We start from the raw sequence: 16,397 nt of genomic DNA on the forward strand, positions 1-16,397 counted from the left end.
AGCTCGGCAGGTATGCTGCGCTAGCCTGCCTTTATCCGATTCGAATAACGGGTTTAATGGTTTTCCCACACTCGCTATCGTGAGCAGCCTGGTTAATCTCCTCGAAGGGATAAAAACGTATCAGCTTATCAATGGGGAAACGCCCTTGCACATACAGCTCAACCAGCTGCGGGATAAATATATCCGGGATGCTGTCGCCCTCAACGATGCCGCGCAATACCTTGCAGTTTTGCATCACATCATTCATATCCAGCGCGAACGTGGTCCCGGTTTTTGAGGCGCCGACAATACCGCACATACCACGTGGGCGTAGCGCCTCAACGGCGGCGCGGACAATCTCAGGCCGCCCGGTAGACTCCAGGCTAAAGTCAACGCCATCGCCAGTGATATGCCGGATAGCTTCAACGGGATCTTCTTTCTTACTGTTAATCACATGCGTTGCACCCAGCTCACGCGCTAATGCCAGGCGCTCCTCAACCACGTCAATGACGATGATAGTTGTTGCCCCGGCGACGTAGGCAGCCATGACGCCGCTTAATCCCACCGTTCCGCCGCCAAAGGCGGCAAAAGAGCTTCCGGCTGCTACTTTTAATGCATTCAACACCGCTCCGGCGCCGGTCTGGATACCGCAACCCAACGGCCCAAGCAGCTCCAGCGGCGCATCCGGGCGAACCTTAACAAGATTACGCTGATCGACCACGGAGAACGCGGCGAAAGATGACTGGCCGAAAAAGCGATCGTGCAGCGTTTGGTTGCCATGGTGGCATAGCGCATGGCTGCCATCACTACGCTGGCCGGAAAAATTCAGGGCATTAAAGTTTTGACAACTGGCCGGCACGCCCTCAAGACAAGGACGGCAAGCGCCGCAGGATAAAAACGTCAGTACGACATGATCGCCGGGGACCACTTTTTGTACTTCCGCCCCGACGGCCTCCACCACTCCTGCCCCTTCATGGCCCAGCACGATAGGCTGCGGGATCGGATAGAGCCGATCGCGGGCAACCATATCGGTATGGCACATCCCCGTCGCCACGATACGAACAACGACCTCATGAGGCTGAAGCGAATTTAACTGGACGGTTTCCAGTTCAAAAGGGCCGCCCGGCTGACGGACAACGGCAGCCTTAAACGATCCCGGTAAAGCGCAATGCTCGGTCATACAATCTCCTTAATTAACCTTCCCCAAAGCCAGAAGAGAACGCGTCGTCATCTCTGGCATACCACCGCCAGCAACAAGGCGGCGGCCGCCAGTCAGGTATTATTTCCCGAGAATGACGTCAACCAGCACCGAACGCTTCTGAGTACGAATAATATTGACGGCTTCCTCCAGGGTATCGAGTAAGTCCTCAGCGCGATCTACCTTCATCGCGACCGCGCGGCTTGATGCAGCGATAGCCGCCAGATCGGGCGATAACGTAAATGATGTCGCCGGAATCTTATCCATTTTCGCCGCATAGCCGTCCGGATATAGCGCCAGCGTTCCACCGGCCACCGCGCCCCATCCAGCGTTATTGCCAACGACAACCAGCACGGGAAGCTTCATTACCTCGGCAATGTGATGGCATACCGCGGGATTGGAAAACAGATAAGAACCATCGCCAACGGCGGCGATGACTAATTCATCGCGATTGGCTAGCTGTAATCCCAGGGCGATAGGGAATGCTTCACCCAGTCCGCCGGAGAGCGCTTCCTGATAATAGCTTTCCGGCTGAATGAAGTTGGCGAACTGCGGTAATGTGGTTAATTCAGATGTGATTTTACCGTTGTATTTATTAGCCAGCGCTCCCAGACAATAGCTTAACCATGGCTTGCCGATAGGCCCTGCGTTTGCGGAATCAACAACGTTATCTCTTGTGGTTCTTTCTTTTTTATTATGCGCAGCGACATGGGAATAGCGCTCCTCGACGCTCGCGCTTTTCCCCTCCAGATAAGGTTTTAATGCATTATCCAGTAATTTGAATATCGTATCCGTTTCACCAGCCAGGTTAACATCAGATTGATACCCGCGAACCGGGTAGCGTGAGAAGAGCGGGTCGGGACCAATTTGAATAACCTTGCAGTCCGGATTAACGTTCATACTCTCAATCATCCAGGGCGCCTGCGAGTCAATGACGATGACCACATCCGCTTTTGACAACCAGTAAGCTGGCTCATTGCCGGCATACATCGGATGGGCAGCGGAAATGGTCACCTCGGTCCCCCAATATTCCACCACCGGAATCGCCCACTGTTCGACGAAGGTGCTAATCAGGTCGAAGGCTTGCCGGGTCCTTGCGCCTCTTTGCGAGAAGATAACCGGGTGCCTGGCGTTGGCAATCAGCGTGGCAGCCATTGACAGCGAGTCCGGAGCCGGGGAAAAACTTATCGGCTGCTGGGAGGGCCGGCAGTTCAGGGCGGCCGAGTCGGTGGCAAAAGTTTCGCACAAAGGCTCGCGTGGCAAGCTTAAATAAACCGGTCCTTTGGGCAAAGAGTTCGCAATCGCCCAGGCGCGATCGACATGTTCCCCGGCCTGATCGGCATAACGCAATTCAAAATCCCATTTAACCGATTCACGAACCAGCGCGGCCTGATCGCGCATTTCCTGGCCATAGCCGATAGGCGTATTCCGGCAGCCGAAATGAGAATGTTCACTGATGGGCGTGCGCCCGCCAAAAATGATTACCGGTATATTACTATTGGCAAGATTAATAATCCCGCATGCGGCATTAGCCAACCCGACATTCGTATGCACCATCACAGCTTGCACTTTACCGGTTGCCAGATAGTATCCATGGGCCATGCCAATCGCGGCGTTTTCATGCGGGCAAACCACAAATTCAGGAACCAAACGCCCTTCGCTTTTTAAGCGAGAGTAGGCCTCAACCATCGGCGGATAATCCGTTCCTGAATTGATAAAGATGAATTCAACGCCAAGCGCCTGCAAACGATATAATATCATTTCCGCGGCAGATATATTAATTAATTGCATATTCTCACCTGATTATTCTATCTGCATAATTAAAAGGTTAACAGGATGAATCCACCCATGGTCAGGATCGAGGCAATAATACTCAACGCCATGGTCGAGGCCATTTCTTGTTCACCCGTTTTATATTGCATTGCAATAATGATAGCAATCGATCCCACTGGAATAGCCATCGTCAATACGACTTCTTTAATTTGCTCCATTGAGAAACCGAGGCCGACCAGCGCGAAATAACACAGTCCGGGAACGATAATATTTCTGGCTATAACGGTAATAATAGTAGGCAGCGTAATCACTACACTACGCGCATAGAGCACAATACCCGCCGAGAACAGCGCCAGTCCCCCGGTTGCTTTACCCAATAATCCTAACGACATGGCCACGGTCTCGGGAATATGGATATCCATTATCACGATAATAAGAGCCAGAACCGGCGACCAGACTACCGGCTGTTTAATAGCATTAATCACGCTAGAGATAAACGATGTATTATTTTTGTCGCCGGAAGCATACGACATTAATATCATAACCAGCGGAAGTTGAAAAACGTTTTGCGTAATGCTTGATACCGTAATCAGCGATGCGCTTACCGTGCCAAATAAAAAAGCCAGCACCGATGTCCCAATAAAAGGAACGGCAGGAGAACCAATCGCCAGCGCCTGTAGCGTGCTTAAAGAGAGATCCCGCCTGCAGATATAACGCGCAACAAGCAATGGAATTAAAAAACTTACAATTAGCGCAACGATAATCGCGGCGGCAACGGGCCCCATATTCATAACAATACTACGCGGGGTCATCACCATATTACTAAAAATACTAAGGGGGAGAGCATAGAGCATGACGAGTTTATTTATCGCGCCAGCCTGCTCCCACGCAAAATCTTTTCGCTTACCGCTGATGTAACCAAGCAAAACGGTTACTATTACAGGTAAGATGGCACCAAGAATTAAGAGAATACTGTTATTTGTCATAGTGTCATTTCTCTTCAGAACCAATTTTCAGGTATATGTGATTTAAAGCCGAACAGATTAAAACTCTTACTAAGGACTCCTTCCCGCTATCGCCATGATACTTCTCCCGCAGGCACACATTGTATTCTTACGCGTCAGGCATGAATATAAGATTACAATGAGCAATTAATTAGTTTAATGAATAATTACCCATCACTTTCAGGAAAATTTATTTTCTTGATGCTGTCTACATAATTTCCATTGATAGTAATATAGAATAAAATTGATATACAATGCGAAAACGTACCGTTTAATGAGTATTTGACATGTCTATAAAAATGAAGCAAATACAGGCATTTATCATGGTATCCTCAGAGGGTAACCTCACTCTTGCGGCAAGCAAACTTGGAATAACGCAATCTGGCCTGAGCCGACTGTTATCCGGCCTTGAGTCAGATTTGAATGCCACGCTATTTGAACGGCATAAGCATGGGGTCTCACTGAGCGAGCTGGGCACGGCCTTTTTACCTCATGCCATTACCTTAATGAACACCGAGCGAAAAGCGCGCCAGGAACTGGATCTTATTAATGGTTCAGGGAAAGGAATAGTCAGAGCTGGCTGCGTATCCAGTTTTCTATCCAGCCATTTTATCGAGAAAGTAAACAACTTCCATCAGGCCTTTCCTGATATTTATATTAAGATCCAGGATCGCATAGATTCAGAGCTTTTTAAATCATTATTAACTCATGACATCGATATCGCCATATGCGGCCCGTTGCCGCATAATGATAAAATCATCGAGCGTGGAAAAATAAACTTCACGGATAGCATACAGATTATTTCGCGTAGCAACCATCCGTTACAGGGCAAAAAAAACTTGAAATTACAGGACACTGAAGAATATTCGTGGATTATGCCGCCAAACGATAGCACCCCTATGCAGATATTAACCGAAGTCTATCATGATAATAACATGACGCCGCCAAAACCGATTATCGAATGCTCTTCATCATCCGCGATAAAATCCCTCATATGCAACAGTGATTTATTAACCTCGATGCCAGCCCCGATATATCACCTCGAACTTACCGCCGGCCTAATTAAACCGCTAGCAATTGAAAATACCATTTTCATAAGAGATTTCTTTATTTATACTCATTTTGGCATTCTTTCTGAAACCTCTAAAAAATTCATCCAGTTTCTAAAAAGATAACGCCTTTATTTTATTCACTACTCTGCAATTACGCAGATCTTCTAATCTGCCAGGCACTCCCTTTCTTCGCACAGGCAAATAAAATCCGTGATGATAGCGTACATAATGTTGCGGGTTCATCGGCTAGCGCATCGTGAAATCCCGGTTCCCCGAGCGGCGAAGGCCATCGGGGAACCGGGAAAAGTTTAGCGATCTTCGATTAACAGGGCTTCCAGCAGGTCGAGGTCGTGCAGCAGCTTCTGCAGCGTCTCGTTACTGATCTGCCGGGTAGCGCGCAGGTGGTACAGCTCCCCGCGTTCTGAGCGCAGCGCCGCCAGACGGAACCGGCGTTCGAGGCTCTCTTCCAGCATCGAGGTTTCAACATCGTTGCGCCCATCGGCGCGACGACGCAGGTTACCAATGACCCTGGAACTGACCTCGGTCAGCAGCTGATTATCGATATTCTCTTTGGTATCCGCAGCCAGGCGCTCTTCCATTTTCTGAATCGCGACAATCGCCACATCCGCGGTTGCCGCCCGCGCCAGACGCTCCTCTTTGCGCTGCTGGACATGATCGCTCGACTCGATATGCCGCAGCAGAATCGGCAGCACAATCACGCCGACGAACAGCGAGAACAGAATCACCCCGGCAGCGAGGAACACCAGCTCATAGCGCGCCGGGAAGACGTTGCCGTCCGGCAGCAGCAGGGGAATCGACAGCACGCCGGCAAGGGTAATCGCCCCGCGGACGCCGGCGACGGAGGAGATCAGCAGCTCGCGCGTGGTCCAGGAGCCGAACTCCATCGGTTTCTTTTTCAGGAAACGCTGGCTGAGTTTGCGCATCGTCCACAGCCAGCCAAAACGCACCAGCATCAGGGCGGCATAAATCAGGATGATATCGGTAAACAGCATCCAGGTTTCGACGTTGGGATCCGCTTCCGCGGCCACCAGCGAAGTGGAGAGAATATCCGGCAGCTGCAGGCCCAACAGCAGGAAGACCATGCCGTTAAACACGAACTCCAGCATCGCCCAGGTGCTGTTGGCGCGCAGGCGCATCGCCAGCGGCGCGCTGCGCATCACCCCGGAACGCGTGATGGTCATCCCCGCCGCGACCGCCGCCAGGATTCCGGAAAAGCCGATATGCTCGGCGATCAGGTAAGAAGCGAACGGCAGCAGGAACAGCAGCACAATTTGCGTCGCCGGTTCATCGCCGCCCCAGCGGCTGAGGAAGCGCATCGAGCGCCCGTACAGCCAGCTGACCACGAAGCCCGCGAGAATACCGCCGACAGCCACCTTGAAAAACTCCACCGTCGCGCCGCCGACGGTAAAGACCATCGTGCCCATCGCCACCGCAACGGCAAACTTCAAGGAGACCAGGCCGGAGGCATCGTTCATCAGCGCCTCGCCCTGCAAAATCCCCATAATTTTTTTCGGGATGCGCCCTTCGCCGACAATCCCGGACAGCGCCACGGCATCCGTTGGCGACAGTACCGCCGCCAGAGCAAAAGCCGGAATCAGCGGAATACCCGGAACGATCCAGTAGATGAGGTAGCCAATACCGACCACCGTCACCACCACCAGCGCTAGCGCCAGACCGAAAATTTCTCGCCCATGCTCAATGAACTCGCGGGTCGGCGTCTTCCAGCCGTCGGCAAAAAGCAGCGGCGGAATGAACAGAACCAGAAAGAGTTCAGGGTCGAATTCGACATGCAATCCGAAGGTAGGCCAGGCCAACAGCGCGCCGATGCCGATTTGGATTAAGGGGAGTGGAACCTGAAAGGGCAGTACGCGTGTAACCACCCCGGAGAGAGAGACCACGAGGGTCATGATGAGTATGGTAAAGAATATTTCCATGTGTTCCCTGTTTGCTGCGTTTCTTTTTTTACATCTGAGGCATCATGTCTCGGCATAATACGCTACTCAGATTAACGCAAAAGGAAACAGGATGTGGCTTAAAAATTAAGCGGGCGGCCAAAGCCGCCCGTTGTTAGCAGGAAAAGTTAAATCGCCCAACCGCCGGCGTAGAAGATAACCAACGCCGCGGCGATGATCACCGTACCCAGGTTTAGCTTACGCCATTCGCCGGACACCAGGCGTCCAATCACCAGCGCCGCAAAGCCGATCATGATACCGGTCACGATGTTGCAGGTCAGCACGATAAAGACCGCGGTAATCAGGCCCGCCATCGCGTCGACGAAGTCGTTGAAATCGATTTTCGCCACATTGCTCAGCATCAGCAGGCCGACGTACATCAGCGCCGGAGCGGTGGCATATGCCGGAACCAGATAGGAGAGCGGCGAGAGGAACAGGATCAGCAGGAACAGCACGCCAACGGTCACTGCCGTCAGGCCGGTTTTGCCGCCCGCCGCCGTACCGGCAGCCGATTCGATATACACCGCCGCCGGTGCCGCGCCCACCAGGCCGGAGAAAACGCTGCTCAGGGAGTCGGTGGTCAGCGCTTTGCCGCCGTTAATAATTTGCCCGTCTTTATCCAGCAGGTTCGCCTGACCGGCCACCGCGCGGATAGTACCGGTGGCGTCAAACACCGCGGTCATCACCAGCGCAAGCACGCTTGGCAGCACGACCGGGTTCAGCGCGCCCACGATATCCAGGCTACCGATCAGCGAGTTGCCTTTATCGTCGCTCAGCGACGGCATGGCGAAAATCCCGGTGAAGTGGACGTTAGGATCGAAGATCAGGCCGATAATCGAGACGCCGATAATCGTCAGCAGGATACCGCCCGGTACTTTCAGTTTTTCAAGGCCGATAATCACCGCCAGCCCGATCAGCGACATAATCACCGGGAAGCTGTCAAAATGACCCAGCGCCACCGGCAGACCATCCAGCGGGTTTTTGATAACCAGGCCCACGCCGTTGGCGGCAATCAGCAGCAGGAACAGGCCGATACCAATCCCGGTGCCGTGCGCCACGCCCTGCGGCAGGTTACGCAGGATCCAGCTACGAATACCGGTTGCGGAAATCACCGTAAACAACACGCCCATCAGAAAGACCGCGCCCAGCGCGACCGGAATGCTGATCTGCTGACCCAGCACCAGGCTGAAGGCGGTAAACGCGGTCAGCGAGATGGCGCAGCCAATCGCCAGCGGCAGGTTCGCCCACAGGCCCATCACCAGCGAGCCGACGCCGGCAACCAGACAGGTGGAGACAAATACCGCTGCCGGCGGGAAACCCGCTTTACCGAGCATACCCGGCACCACGATGACGGAATAGACCATCGCCAGAAAGGTGGTAAGACCGGCAACGATTTCCTGACGCACGGTGCTGCCGCGAGCAGAAATTTTAAACCAGGCGTCCAATGAACCGCCGGTACGCGCAGAAGGCGTAGACATAGAAAACTTCCCCTGAGAATTTTTATCGTTCGTCTGGATGCGTGGTGGACCATCCACTGCCAGTTAAACGCGATCTCCTTGTGCTACATCGCAGCGCCAGGGGCTGTGAAAAGCAAACGTTTAACTCCGCGCATCCAATACGGTGTGAAGAATGACTTTGCTCCCCCCCTGTTAGCAGAGGAAATGATGAGCAAAATAAAAAGGCAAACGATTATCCAGCCTTTAGACGGGCCTTTTCAACTGAAGTTTGTCGTATTTCGCTAAATTTCGCTTATGACGTTCAGGAAATAACCAGCCGATGCGCAAACGTTATCGTCCATGCGCAATCCGGTAACATTTTTGTATTGCGCTGATAGCAATTTTCGTCGGTCATCGGCTTTAGTAATAGTTTACTCGCCGGGTAAGGTAAACGGCCCCCCGCGCTCAATCGCCTTCTGCCAGGCCGGGCGCTGCTCTACGCGCTGAACCCACTGCGTCAGATGCGGTAAATCATCCACGCCGCCGCGCGCCAGCAGCGCCATCGCCGGAAAGCTCATCTGAATATCGGCCATACTTAGCTCCGCGCCGGCAAACCAGCGCTGGCGGGAAAGGTGCGCCTCAATAAAGCGGGCATGGGTTTCCAGCTGACGGTTAAGCCACGCCTTTTGCACCCCTTTGCCCAACGCATTGCCCAACGTGCGCATGCCAAACGGCACCGGGGGTTTACCCAGGCTGGCAAATACCAGCTTCATCAGCAGCAGGGGCATTAGCGAACCCTCGGCGTAGTGCAGCCAAAAACGATATTGCAGCTTATCTTCCACCGACTCGGGCTTTAAGCGCCTGGCGCTATCATAGGTTTCCTGTAAATACTCCAGAATGGCGCCGGATTCCGCCAGAATATGGCCGTTATCCTCGACAACCGGCGATTTGCCCAGCGGATGAACGCTTTTTAATTCCGCCGGGGCGAGCATATCCTTTCCCCGCTGATAAGAGACAACCTGATAAGGCAGCTGCAGCTCTTCCAGCGCCCATAATACGCGCTGCGATCGTGACTGATTGAGATGATGTACCGTTAACATGGGCCTCTCCCGCTGTTTGTTCAAATTAACTATAGGAACAGGCGGCGAATGACGGGAATTTTTCGGCAAACGGAAGAGGCAAATTCAGAGAAAAGAGCCACACTTAAAGTGTCGGCGCAAACCGGAACCTCCATCAAAGATTGCGCAATACTGAGGTGAGCCGACGTCGGGGGAAACCCTCCTGCGTACCAGCGGGATAGAGCGAAAGACCAAGACCGGAAAACAACTAAAGCGCCCTGTTGTGGCGCTTTAGTTTTTTTAGTCATCTTCCAACAATCGCGCGCCGGTCCCCTCTTCGCCCAGCTTATCGCCCGGGTTGCGTAACGGACAGTCGCGGCGCGACAGACAGCCGCAGCCGATGCAGCCGTCGAGCTGATCGCGCAGCGCGGTCAGGGTATGGATGCGCCGGTCCAGCTCTTCCCGCCACTGGGACGACAGCATCTTCCACTCTTTAGCGCTGAGGTTATGCCCTTCCGGCAGTACGCCGAACGCGTCGCCGATGGTTGCCAGCGGGATACCAATACGTTGCGCAATCTTAATGATCGCCACCGCGCGCAGGACGTCGCGCCGGTAGCGCCGCTGATTGCCCGCGTTGCGCTGGCTGTGGATCAGCCCTTTGCTTTCATAAAAGTGCAGCGCGGAGACGGCCACGCCGGTTCGTTTTGCCACTTCGCCGGGCGTCAGCAGCATTTTGATGCGGGGTGATTTCTTTTCCATAAAGCGCTTTACCTCAAGTTAACTTGAGGAATTATACTCGCCCGCAGACAAAACGACGAATCGAGAATTGAGAGAGGCCGCTTTATGTCCCATCAGGATATTATCCAAACGCTTATTGAATGGATTGATGAACATATCGATCAACCACTTAACATTGATATAGTCGCCAGAAAATCGGGATACTCGAAATGGTATCTACAGCGGATGTTCCGCGCCGTGATGCATCAAACGCTGGGAGATTACATTCGCCAGCGCCGCCTGCTGCTCGCCGCGGAAGCGCTAAGAACCACCCAACGTCCTATTTTTGATATCGCGATGGATCTCGGCTATGTGTCGCAGCAGACCTTCTCGCGGGTGTTCCGCCGCGAATTTGACCGTACGCCTACCGCCTATCGCCATCAAATTTCTGCCTGATAAGGCTGCTGATAAGGGCAGAGGCTGATGCGGTCATTCGCCAGCCACTGCATGAACTCCTGCGGCGGCATCGCTTTCGCAAAGTGCCATCCCTGGCAGTATTGCACGCCGCGCTTTTGGAGCCATGCGACCTGCTCTGCCGTTTCGACGCCTTCAGCCACGATTTTTAAGCGCAGGCTGTTCGCCATCTGGATAATATGCTCGGCAATCATGTGGCTGGTGGTGTTGCTCGTCAGCATGTCGACAAAAGATTTATCAATCTTAAGGACATCGACGTTGAGCGCATGGAGGTTGTTCAGGTTGGAGTACCCGGTACCGAAATCATCAATGGCGATTTCATATCCCGCCTCGCGGAACGCCTGAATCACCGGCGTCGTTTTCGCCACGTCGATAAACCCGCGTTCGGTCACTTCAATTTTAATTTGCTCCGCTTTGACCGCATAGCGGCGGATCTTCTCGTTGATGTTCTCAATCAGGCGCGCAGAATGGAAATCGGAAGCGGAAAGGTTAATCGCCACGTACAGATGCGGCTGCCGTGCCAGAAACTCGCCAAGATCGGCAAAAACCTCTTCTATCACATAGTCGGTGACCTGCGCGATCATCCCTTCGTTTTCCGCCAGCGGAATAAACTCCGCCGGGCTCATCACCGGGCCATCAAAACCCGGCCAGCGCAATAATGCTTCGGTACCGACGCAGCGGTGATTTTTAATATCGATAACCGGCTGATAGTGCAGGCACAGCTGGCGACGGCTCAACGCCCGCTGCAGCATCTTGCGCGGAGAGTGGTACTGCTGCCGGGTGCGCGACCACACCAGTAAAAGCAATACGCTGCAAATCAGCCCCAGCGGTAACGTCAACGTGACCTGGTTATAAAAATTCTGATAATAGCTGACGCGCGAGGTCGACATAATGACGGCTATCGGGCGAACGCTGGAATGGGCGATGGTATAAACGCGGCCATCCTGATGAAATAAAGCCTCTTCAGCGCGAATCAGACGATGCAGCTCAGCGGGGTCGGCATTCTTGCTGACGGAAAAAAACTGCCGGGTTTTGGTGTCAAAAACGCCCCAGGCGAGGTTGCGGTCGCTGGTTATCAACGCGCTGTATGAGAGCGGATTCACCACCACCACATAGTTGCCGCGCTGCATATAGTTCATCGCGTAGTCTGGGTAGAAAGGCGTTTCGCGGTAGTAGTAAATCGCGATATCCGGCTTTTTGGTATAGGTTGCGGCCGGAATTCGCCACCCCGTCGGGCGGCGTACCGTGGTGGAGCAGAAAAAATGGGTGCCGTTGGCGTAGATTAAATCGTCGATATAGAGCAGACCGCGAACAATCCCGAGCAGATATTGCTGATGCTGCGGCGAACATATCTCTCCCTGATACAAACGGGCTTTATCCCGCGCTTCGTCGGCCTCACGAATCACCAACTCCGTTTTTTGCAGCGCCAGCCGAGAAAACAACCGCAGCTGATCGCCGGTTTCCGCTTTGGCGCGTATCTGCGCAAACCACAACGCCAGCAGCACCGGTAGCAGAATGACTAACACGATGCCAAATATTCTCAACGCCTTACGTGGCGCGCTATGATTCATTTCCGCTTCTTATCCATGCGATACGCCTTAATCAAGGTGAGCTACCCCGATGACTCTGCTTACTTTGATATGAATCAGGGCATCTCAGCAACCCATGCTTTGACGTAAAAACCTCATGACGATGAATTATGAATAATACTGGCTTATAGAAGTCTGGAGAAACATTCTCAACAGAATGAGATTAGCTCCACTATGTTATTCGGTTTATCCGTATAATTAGCCGGAATAAGTAACAAAATCCGTAGAACATAAAACTATATAAAAAAGAAAAGTCGCCGGGAATCCCTTATAATCGGCCTTCACGCTGAAAGAAGAATCCTACCCCTCCCTATTAACCATGCTATTTGAATGGTTAACAGGCGCCATAAAAGACCTTTTTTGGGCTGGTCAATAAAAGAACAAGTGTGATATAGTTCACATTAGTTGATGAAACAAAAACGTTGTTTCATTACGATCTTGTTTGCCTGAAGATAGCCAGAGCACCGTACCATCGTCAGTCTCACCCGGTTGTCACAGGCTCCCAAATTTCGTTGAGGATAGGTTGATGGCTTCCATTACTACCAGTGTCGTACTTTTGCGCTGGCCGCTCGTGAGCGCAGTGCTGATGTTTCTGGCCAGCTCGTTAAACATTCAGCTACGTAAAAGCGATTATGCCGGTTTAGCGGTGATTTGTAGCTGTATGGGCCTGGCCGCGGCCTGCTGGTTCGCCACCGGTCTGTTAGGCATCACGCTGCTGGACGTGGCGAAAATCTGGGGCAATATCAAGGACGTGATGATTGAAGTCATGAGCCAGACTCCGCCTGAATGGCCGATGATGATGACCTGATGTCCGCCCGCCCTGGCCGGGCGCCGGTGTACCTGTCCGGGCAGTAACGCCCTGGCCCGGACAGGTGCGCAGCAATTCCCTCCTCTGCGACAGCTAAATACATCACCAGCATAAACCGCAGCGATGGCAAGGTAGCCGCCAGGTTTTAACGCATCCGCTGGCCCAGATCGCGCTGCCCCGACGGCAGCCCCGGTACTGCGCGTGGAAAGTCGTTCGGGCAGCGTTTTATGGCACAGAGCGCCTGGTAACGGCAGGAGTCTGCCGTCGTGGCGGTAGAATGATAAGGGCAGGAAGGCCGCTCCCGCAGCTTCTCCCACTGCGCCTCATCGTATCGCGTGATGTTATAAACTTTTACCGCGTGATATTGCTCGTTGATTAACACACTCGATGAGTAGAGTTTTATCGACTCGCCCGGCAGTAATAAAATGTCGGCCTCATACCAAAGAATAAACTTTAAAAACCGTAGGCTGGAAATTGAGGAAAAAGCCACCCCGGAATGTGGGCAGACAAGAGTATTATGAATAGTCCATTTCATTTTCTATCCTTGCGTGCATTGCTGATTAATGACTCTATTATTGATAGCATTCATCATAGCTAACCGCAAGGCGATCGATTAATAATGTGATATCAGACAATACTCAAAGTGCTTTATACTCACTAAGATGTAGCGTGAATATTGCATTATAACAATGAATGGTTAGTCATAATAATCAACGGCAGCGCCAGTCATGAGCATACATAAATAAGAATATATTGACAATAAATTACAGGCTACCAACAGCAGTAGCCTGTAATATTACACTGGGAATGAATCAAAAATATCTAAGCTATTGTGCGCATATTAAACGCCGGTATCACCATGTTTTACCAATATTAAACTGGAACTGTTCAGCTTTATCCCCATCGTATTTTTTAAACGGCTCGGCCCATGAGAATACCAGCGGGCCTAATGGCGACATCCACTGCACCGCAATCCCGGCGGACATCCGGATATGCGACGGATCGCCATAGTCAGGGATCCCGGCCGCCAGCGTCTGGGTGGTATTTTGCCAGGAGGTGCTCCATACCGTACCGGCATCGAGGAACAGCGACGTCCGCAGGCTGTCAGCGTATTTGTCATTCACAAACGGCGTCGGCACAATAAACTCGCTGTTCAGCACCGCCATCGCGTTACCGCCAACCGCATCGGAAGACGAGTCCAGCGGACAGGCGCTGTAGCTGCTTTCAGAACCATTACAACGATAATAAGCCGCTTTTGGGCCAATCGTATTCGACGAAAAACCGCGAACCGACGACGATCCGCCGGCATAAAAATTATCATAAAACGGTACCGATTTGCCGTTCAGCCCATCGGCATAGCCCGCGCGCAGATGCTCCATCCACACCCAGCTTTTGCTCTCGGTCAGCGGCATATATTGGGTGGTATCGAAAGTGACTTTGTAATAGCTGTTATCCGAACCGGGCATGGTAACCTTGGCGGTCAGGCTGCTTTTATTCCCCGCGCGCGGGAAGAAGCCGCGATCGAGGTTGTTATAGCTCCAGCCAACGCTGGCAAAATAGTCATTGGCGCTATAGGTGGCGCCGCTGTCGCCATCTTTGGTGACGACGTCAGGATAGATACCCCGCGAGTTAAGATAGCGCCAGGTGGTGAGCTCCGGGTCCATATTGGTCAGGCGGTTATGGACATAGTCCAGGCCCAGGTTAAGAGCGTTATTCTCGCTAATCGGGAACCCCAGCGTACTGCCAACGCCGTAGCTTTGCTGGTTGTAGCTGCCGGAATCGGCATCAGAAGCATCGTAACTGTTATAGAAGATTTTGCCGCCGAGGCTGATGCCATCCACGGTGAAGTAAGGATTCGTCGCCCCCAGCTCAATATAGGACTGGTAGCTGTTGCGCGTGCCGTTGAAGCTGACGCTATTGCCGCTCCCCAGCCAGTTATCCTGCGTGACGCCGAGCTGGTAGCTCACGCCGCTGTCGGTACCGAAGCCCAGACCCACGTTAAAGGAGCCGGTATTGCGCTCCTTCACCTTATAGACCACGTCCACCTGATCCTGACTACCGCTAACCGGAACGATCTGCTTGTCGACGGTTTCGAAAAATCCGCTACGATCCAGCCGCGTTTTTCCCTGCTCGACCTTCTCGTCATTCAGCCACGCGCCTTCCATCTGGCGCATTTCGCGACGCAGCACTGCATCGCGGGAAGTATCGTTACCCTCAAAGCGAATCTGACGCACCGAATAACGGCGGCCGGCATCCACGTTAATATGCAAAACGACGTTTTTTTTCGCCTCATCAATATCCGGCGCGGTGTTCACCTGCGGCCAGGCATAGCCGTATTTTCCCAGTAGCGTCTTAATGCTGTTCTCAGACGCCGTAATTTCCGCGCCGCTGTACCATTTCCCCGCTAAAGGCTTCACCAGCGCTTCAATTTCCTGGCTATGCTGCGCCATGTCGCCGGTCACGACCGTACTGGTCACTTTATAACGATCGCCTTCGCTAAGATTGATCGTGATATACAGCGATTTTTTATCCGGGGTAATACTGACCTGACTCGAATTAATGGTAAAACGCGCATAGCCGCGATCGAGATAATAGCTACGAATGGTCTCCAGATCCGCCGCCATCTTTTGCTTTTGGTATTTCTTATCGCCAATCACGTTCCACCACGGAACGCTGTCGCGTAGCTGCAGCTGGTCCAGCAACGTTTCTGTGCTAAAAGCCTGGTTGCCAATAATATTAATTTGCGCGATTTTTGCCGATACCCCTTCCTGAAATACAAAGGTTAAATCAACGCGATTACGCGGCAGCGGCGTGACGACAGCGTGAACCTGAGCGCTATATTTCCCGACGCTGTAATAAAAATCCTGGAGCCCTTTTTCTATTTCCGTGAGCGCATTGCGATCCAACGCGCTGCCCTCTTCAATACCTGTGGCGGCCAGATTCTCTTTGAGGGCATCATCCTTAACGGATTTATTCCCGGAAAAGCTGATTTTAGCGATGCTTGGCCGCTCTGTAACCTGCACCACCAGCGTGCTGCCATCGCGCAGGATCTGCACGTTCTCAAAGTTGCCGCTGGCATAGAGGGCGCGGACCGAATCGCTGATATCCTCATTAGAAACCTCTTCTCCCGTATGAACAGGCATGCTCAGTAGCGCAGCGCCAACGGTAACGCGCTGTAGCCCCTCGAAACGAATGTCATCTACCGTATAGGCGGTTGATGCGTAAAGCGTTAAAGGGGAAATCAATAGACCGGCGATGAGACTCGTTTTTTTTAGCATGGAGGTGTCGTCTAAAAGATATTTGGCAATAGCAGATATCCTGCTGGGAATAATGCAG

At 52.5% G+C, this 16,397-nt stretch carries 14 protein-coding genes; 4 read left to right on the plus strand and 10 right to left on the minus strand.

Going from position 1 to position 16,397, the window contains the following annotated elements; all coding sequences use genetic code 11:
• Positions 1-31: 31 nt before the first annotated feature.
• From GUC22_RS25225 to GUC22_RS25235, 3 genes are all read right to left on the minus strand, one after another.
• Positions 32-1,159: an NAD(P)-dependent alcohol dehydrogenase gene (locus tag GUC22_RS25225; protein ID WP_024360199.1), complete on the minus strand. Its 1,128-nt coding sequence runs from the start codon at positions 1,157-1,159 to the stop codon at positions 32-34.
• A 99-nt stretch (positions 1,160-1,258) separates the two neighbouring features.
• Positions 1,259-2,968, minus strand: a complete 1,710-nt coding sequence (locus GUC22_RS25230) for a thiamine pyrophosphate-requiring protein (RefSeq protein WP_160183848.1) — start codon at positions 2,966-2,968, stop codon at positions 1,259-1,261.
• 29 nt (positions 2,969-2,997) lie between these two features.
• Complete coding sequence (locus GUC22_RS25235) at positions 2,998-3,936, minus strand: AEC family transporter (protein ID WP_004137517.1); 939 nt, start codon at positions 3,934-3,936, stop codon at positions 2,998-3,000.
• A 305-nt stretch (positions 3,937-4,241) separates the two neighbouring features.
• On the opposite strand from GUC22_RS25235, the gene GUC22_RS25240 reads away from it, so the two are divergent.
• A complete protein-coding gene (locus GUC22_RS25240) occupies positions 4,242-5,129 on the plus strand; it encodes a LysR family transcriptional regulator (protein ID WP_024360197.1) in 888 nt (295 codons plus the stop codon).
• Between the two features lie 185 nt (positions 5,130-5,314).
• Here the strand turns inward: GUC22_RS25240 and GUC22_RS25245 are convergent, their stop codons facing one another.
• The gene (locus tag GUC22_RS25245; RefSeq protein ID WP_004137520.1) at positions 5,315-6,961 is read right to left on the minus strand and encodes a Na+/H+ antiporter; all 1,647 of its coding nucleotides are present in this window, start codon (positions 6,959-6,961) and stop codon (positions 5,315-5,317) included.
• 146 nt (positions 6,962-7,107) lie between these two features.
• Complete coding sequence (locus GUC22_RS25250) at positions 7,108-8,457, minus strand: NCS2 family permease (RefSeq protein ID WP_024360196.1); 1,350 nt, start codon at positions 8,455-8,457, stop codon at positions 7,108-7,110.
• 105 nt (positions 8,458-8,562) lie between these two features.
• Between GUC22_RS25250 and GUC22_RS25255 the strand changes: the two genes are divergently transcribed.
• Positions 8,563-8,721, plus strand: a complete 159-nt coding sequence (locus GUC22_RS25255; protein WP_160183849.1) for a hypothetical protein — start codon at positions 8,563-8,565, stop codon at positions 8,719-8,721.
• A gap of 125 nt (positions 8,722-8,846) precedes the next feature.
• Here the strand turns inward: GUC22_RS25255 and GUC22_RS25260 are convergent, their stop codons facing one another.
• Together GUC22_RS25260 and soxR are read right to left on the minus strand one after the other, a co-directional pair.
• Positions 8,847-9,515: a glutathione S-transferase family protein gene (locus tag GUC22_RS25260; RefSeq protein WP_004137527.1), complete on the minus strand. Its 669-nt coding sequence runs from the start codon at positions 9,513-9,515 to the stop codon at positions 8,847-8,849.
• A gap of 258 nt (positions 9,516-9,773) precedes the next feature.
• Positions 9,774-10,232, minus strand: coding sequence for a redox-sensitive transcriptional activator SoxR (gene soxR, locus GUC22_RS25265; RefSeq protein ID WP_004097815.1), 459 nt, complete (start codon positions 10,230-10,232; stop codon positions 9,774-9,776).
• Between the two features lie 84 nt (positions 10,233-10,316).
• Here soxR and soxS point away from each other — a divergent pair, with 84 nt between their 5' ends.
• Positions 10,317-10,646 carry a superoxide response transcriptional regulator SoxS gene (gene soxS, locus GUC22_RS25270; protein WP_004097813.1) on the plus strand — a complete coding sequence of 110 codons (330 nt, stop codon included), beginning with the start codon at positions 10,317-10,319 and terminating at the stop codon, positions 10,644-10,646.
• Here the strand turns inward: soxS and GUC22_RS25275 are convergent.
• On the minus strand, positions 10,631-12,235 hold the full coding sequence (locus GUC22_RS25275; protein WP_024360194.1) for an EAL domain-containing protein: 1,605 nt from the start codon (positions 12,233-12,235) through the stop codon (positions 10,631-10,633). The two genes, soxS and GUC22_RS25275, sit on opposite strands and share 16 nt — an antisense overlap.
• Positions 12,236-12,779: 544 nt before the next feature.
• Here GUC22_RS25275 and GUC22_RS25280 point away from each other — a divergent pair.
• Positions 12,780-13,061, plus strand: coding sequence for a YjcB family protein (locus tag GUC22_RS25280; protein WP_004097808.1), 282 nt, complete (start codon positions 12,780-12,782; stop codon positions 13,059-13,061).
• Between the two features lie 145 nt (positions 13,062-13,206).
• Here the strand turns inward: GUC22_RS25280 and iraM are convergent, their stop codons facing one another.
• Both iraM and bamA read right to left on the minus strand, forming a co-directional pair.
• Positions 13,207-13,596, minus strand: a complete 390-nt coding sequence (gene iraM, locus GUC22_RS25285) for an anti-adapter protein IraM (RefSeq protein ID WP_024360193.1) — start codon at positions 13,594-13,596, stop codon at positions 13,207-13,209.
• A gap of 319 nt (positions 13,597-13,915) precedes the next feature.
• Entirely contained in the window at positions 13,916-16,339 is a 2,424-nt protein-coding gene (gene bamA / locus GUC22_RS25290) for an outer membrane protein assembly factor BamA (protein WP_098363136.1), read from the minus strand.
• Positions 16,340-16,397 lie beyond the last annotated feature (58 nt).

Source organism: Klebsiella sp. MPUS7, from assembly GCF_009905335.1.
Taxonomy (GTDB): Bacteria; Pseudomonadota; Gammaproteobacteria; order Enterobacterales; family Enterobacteriaceae; genus Klebsiella; species Klebsiella grimontii.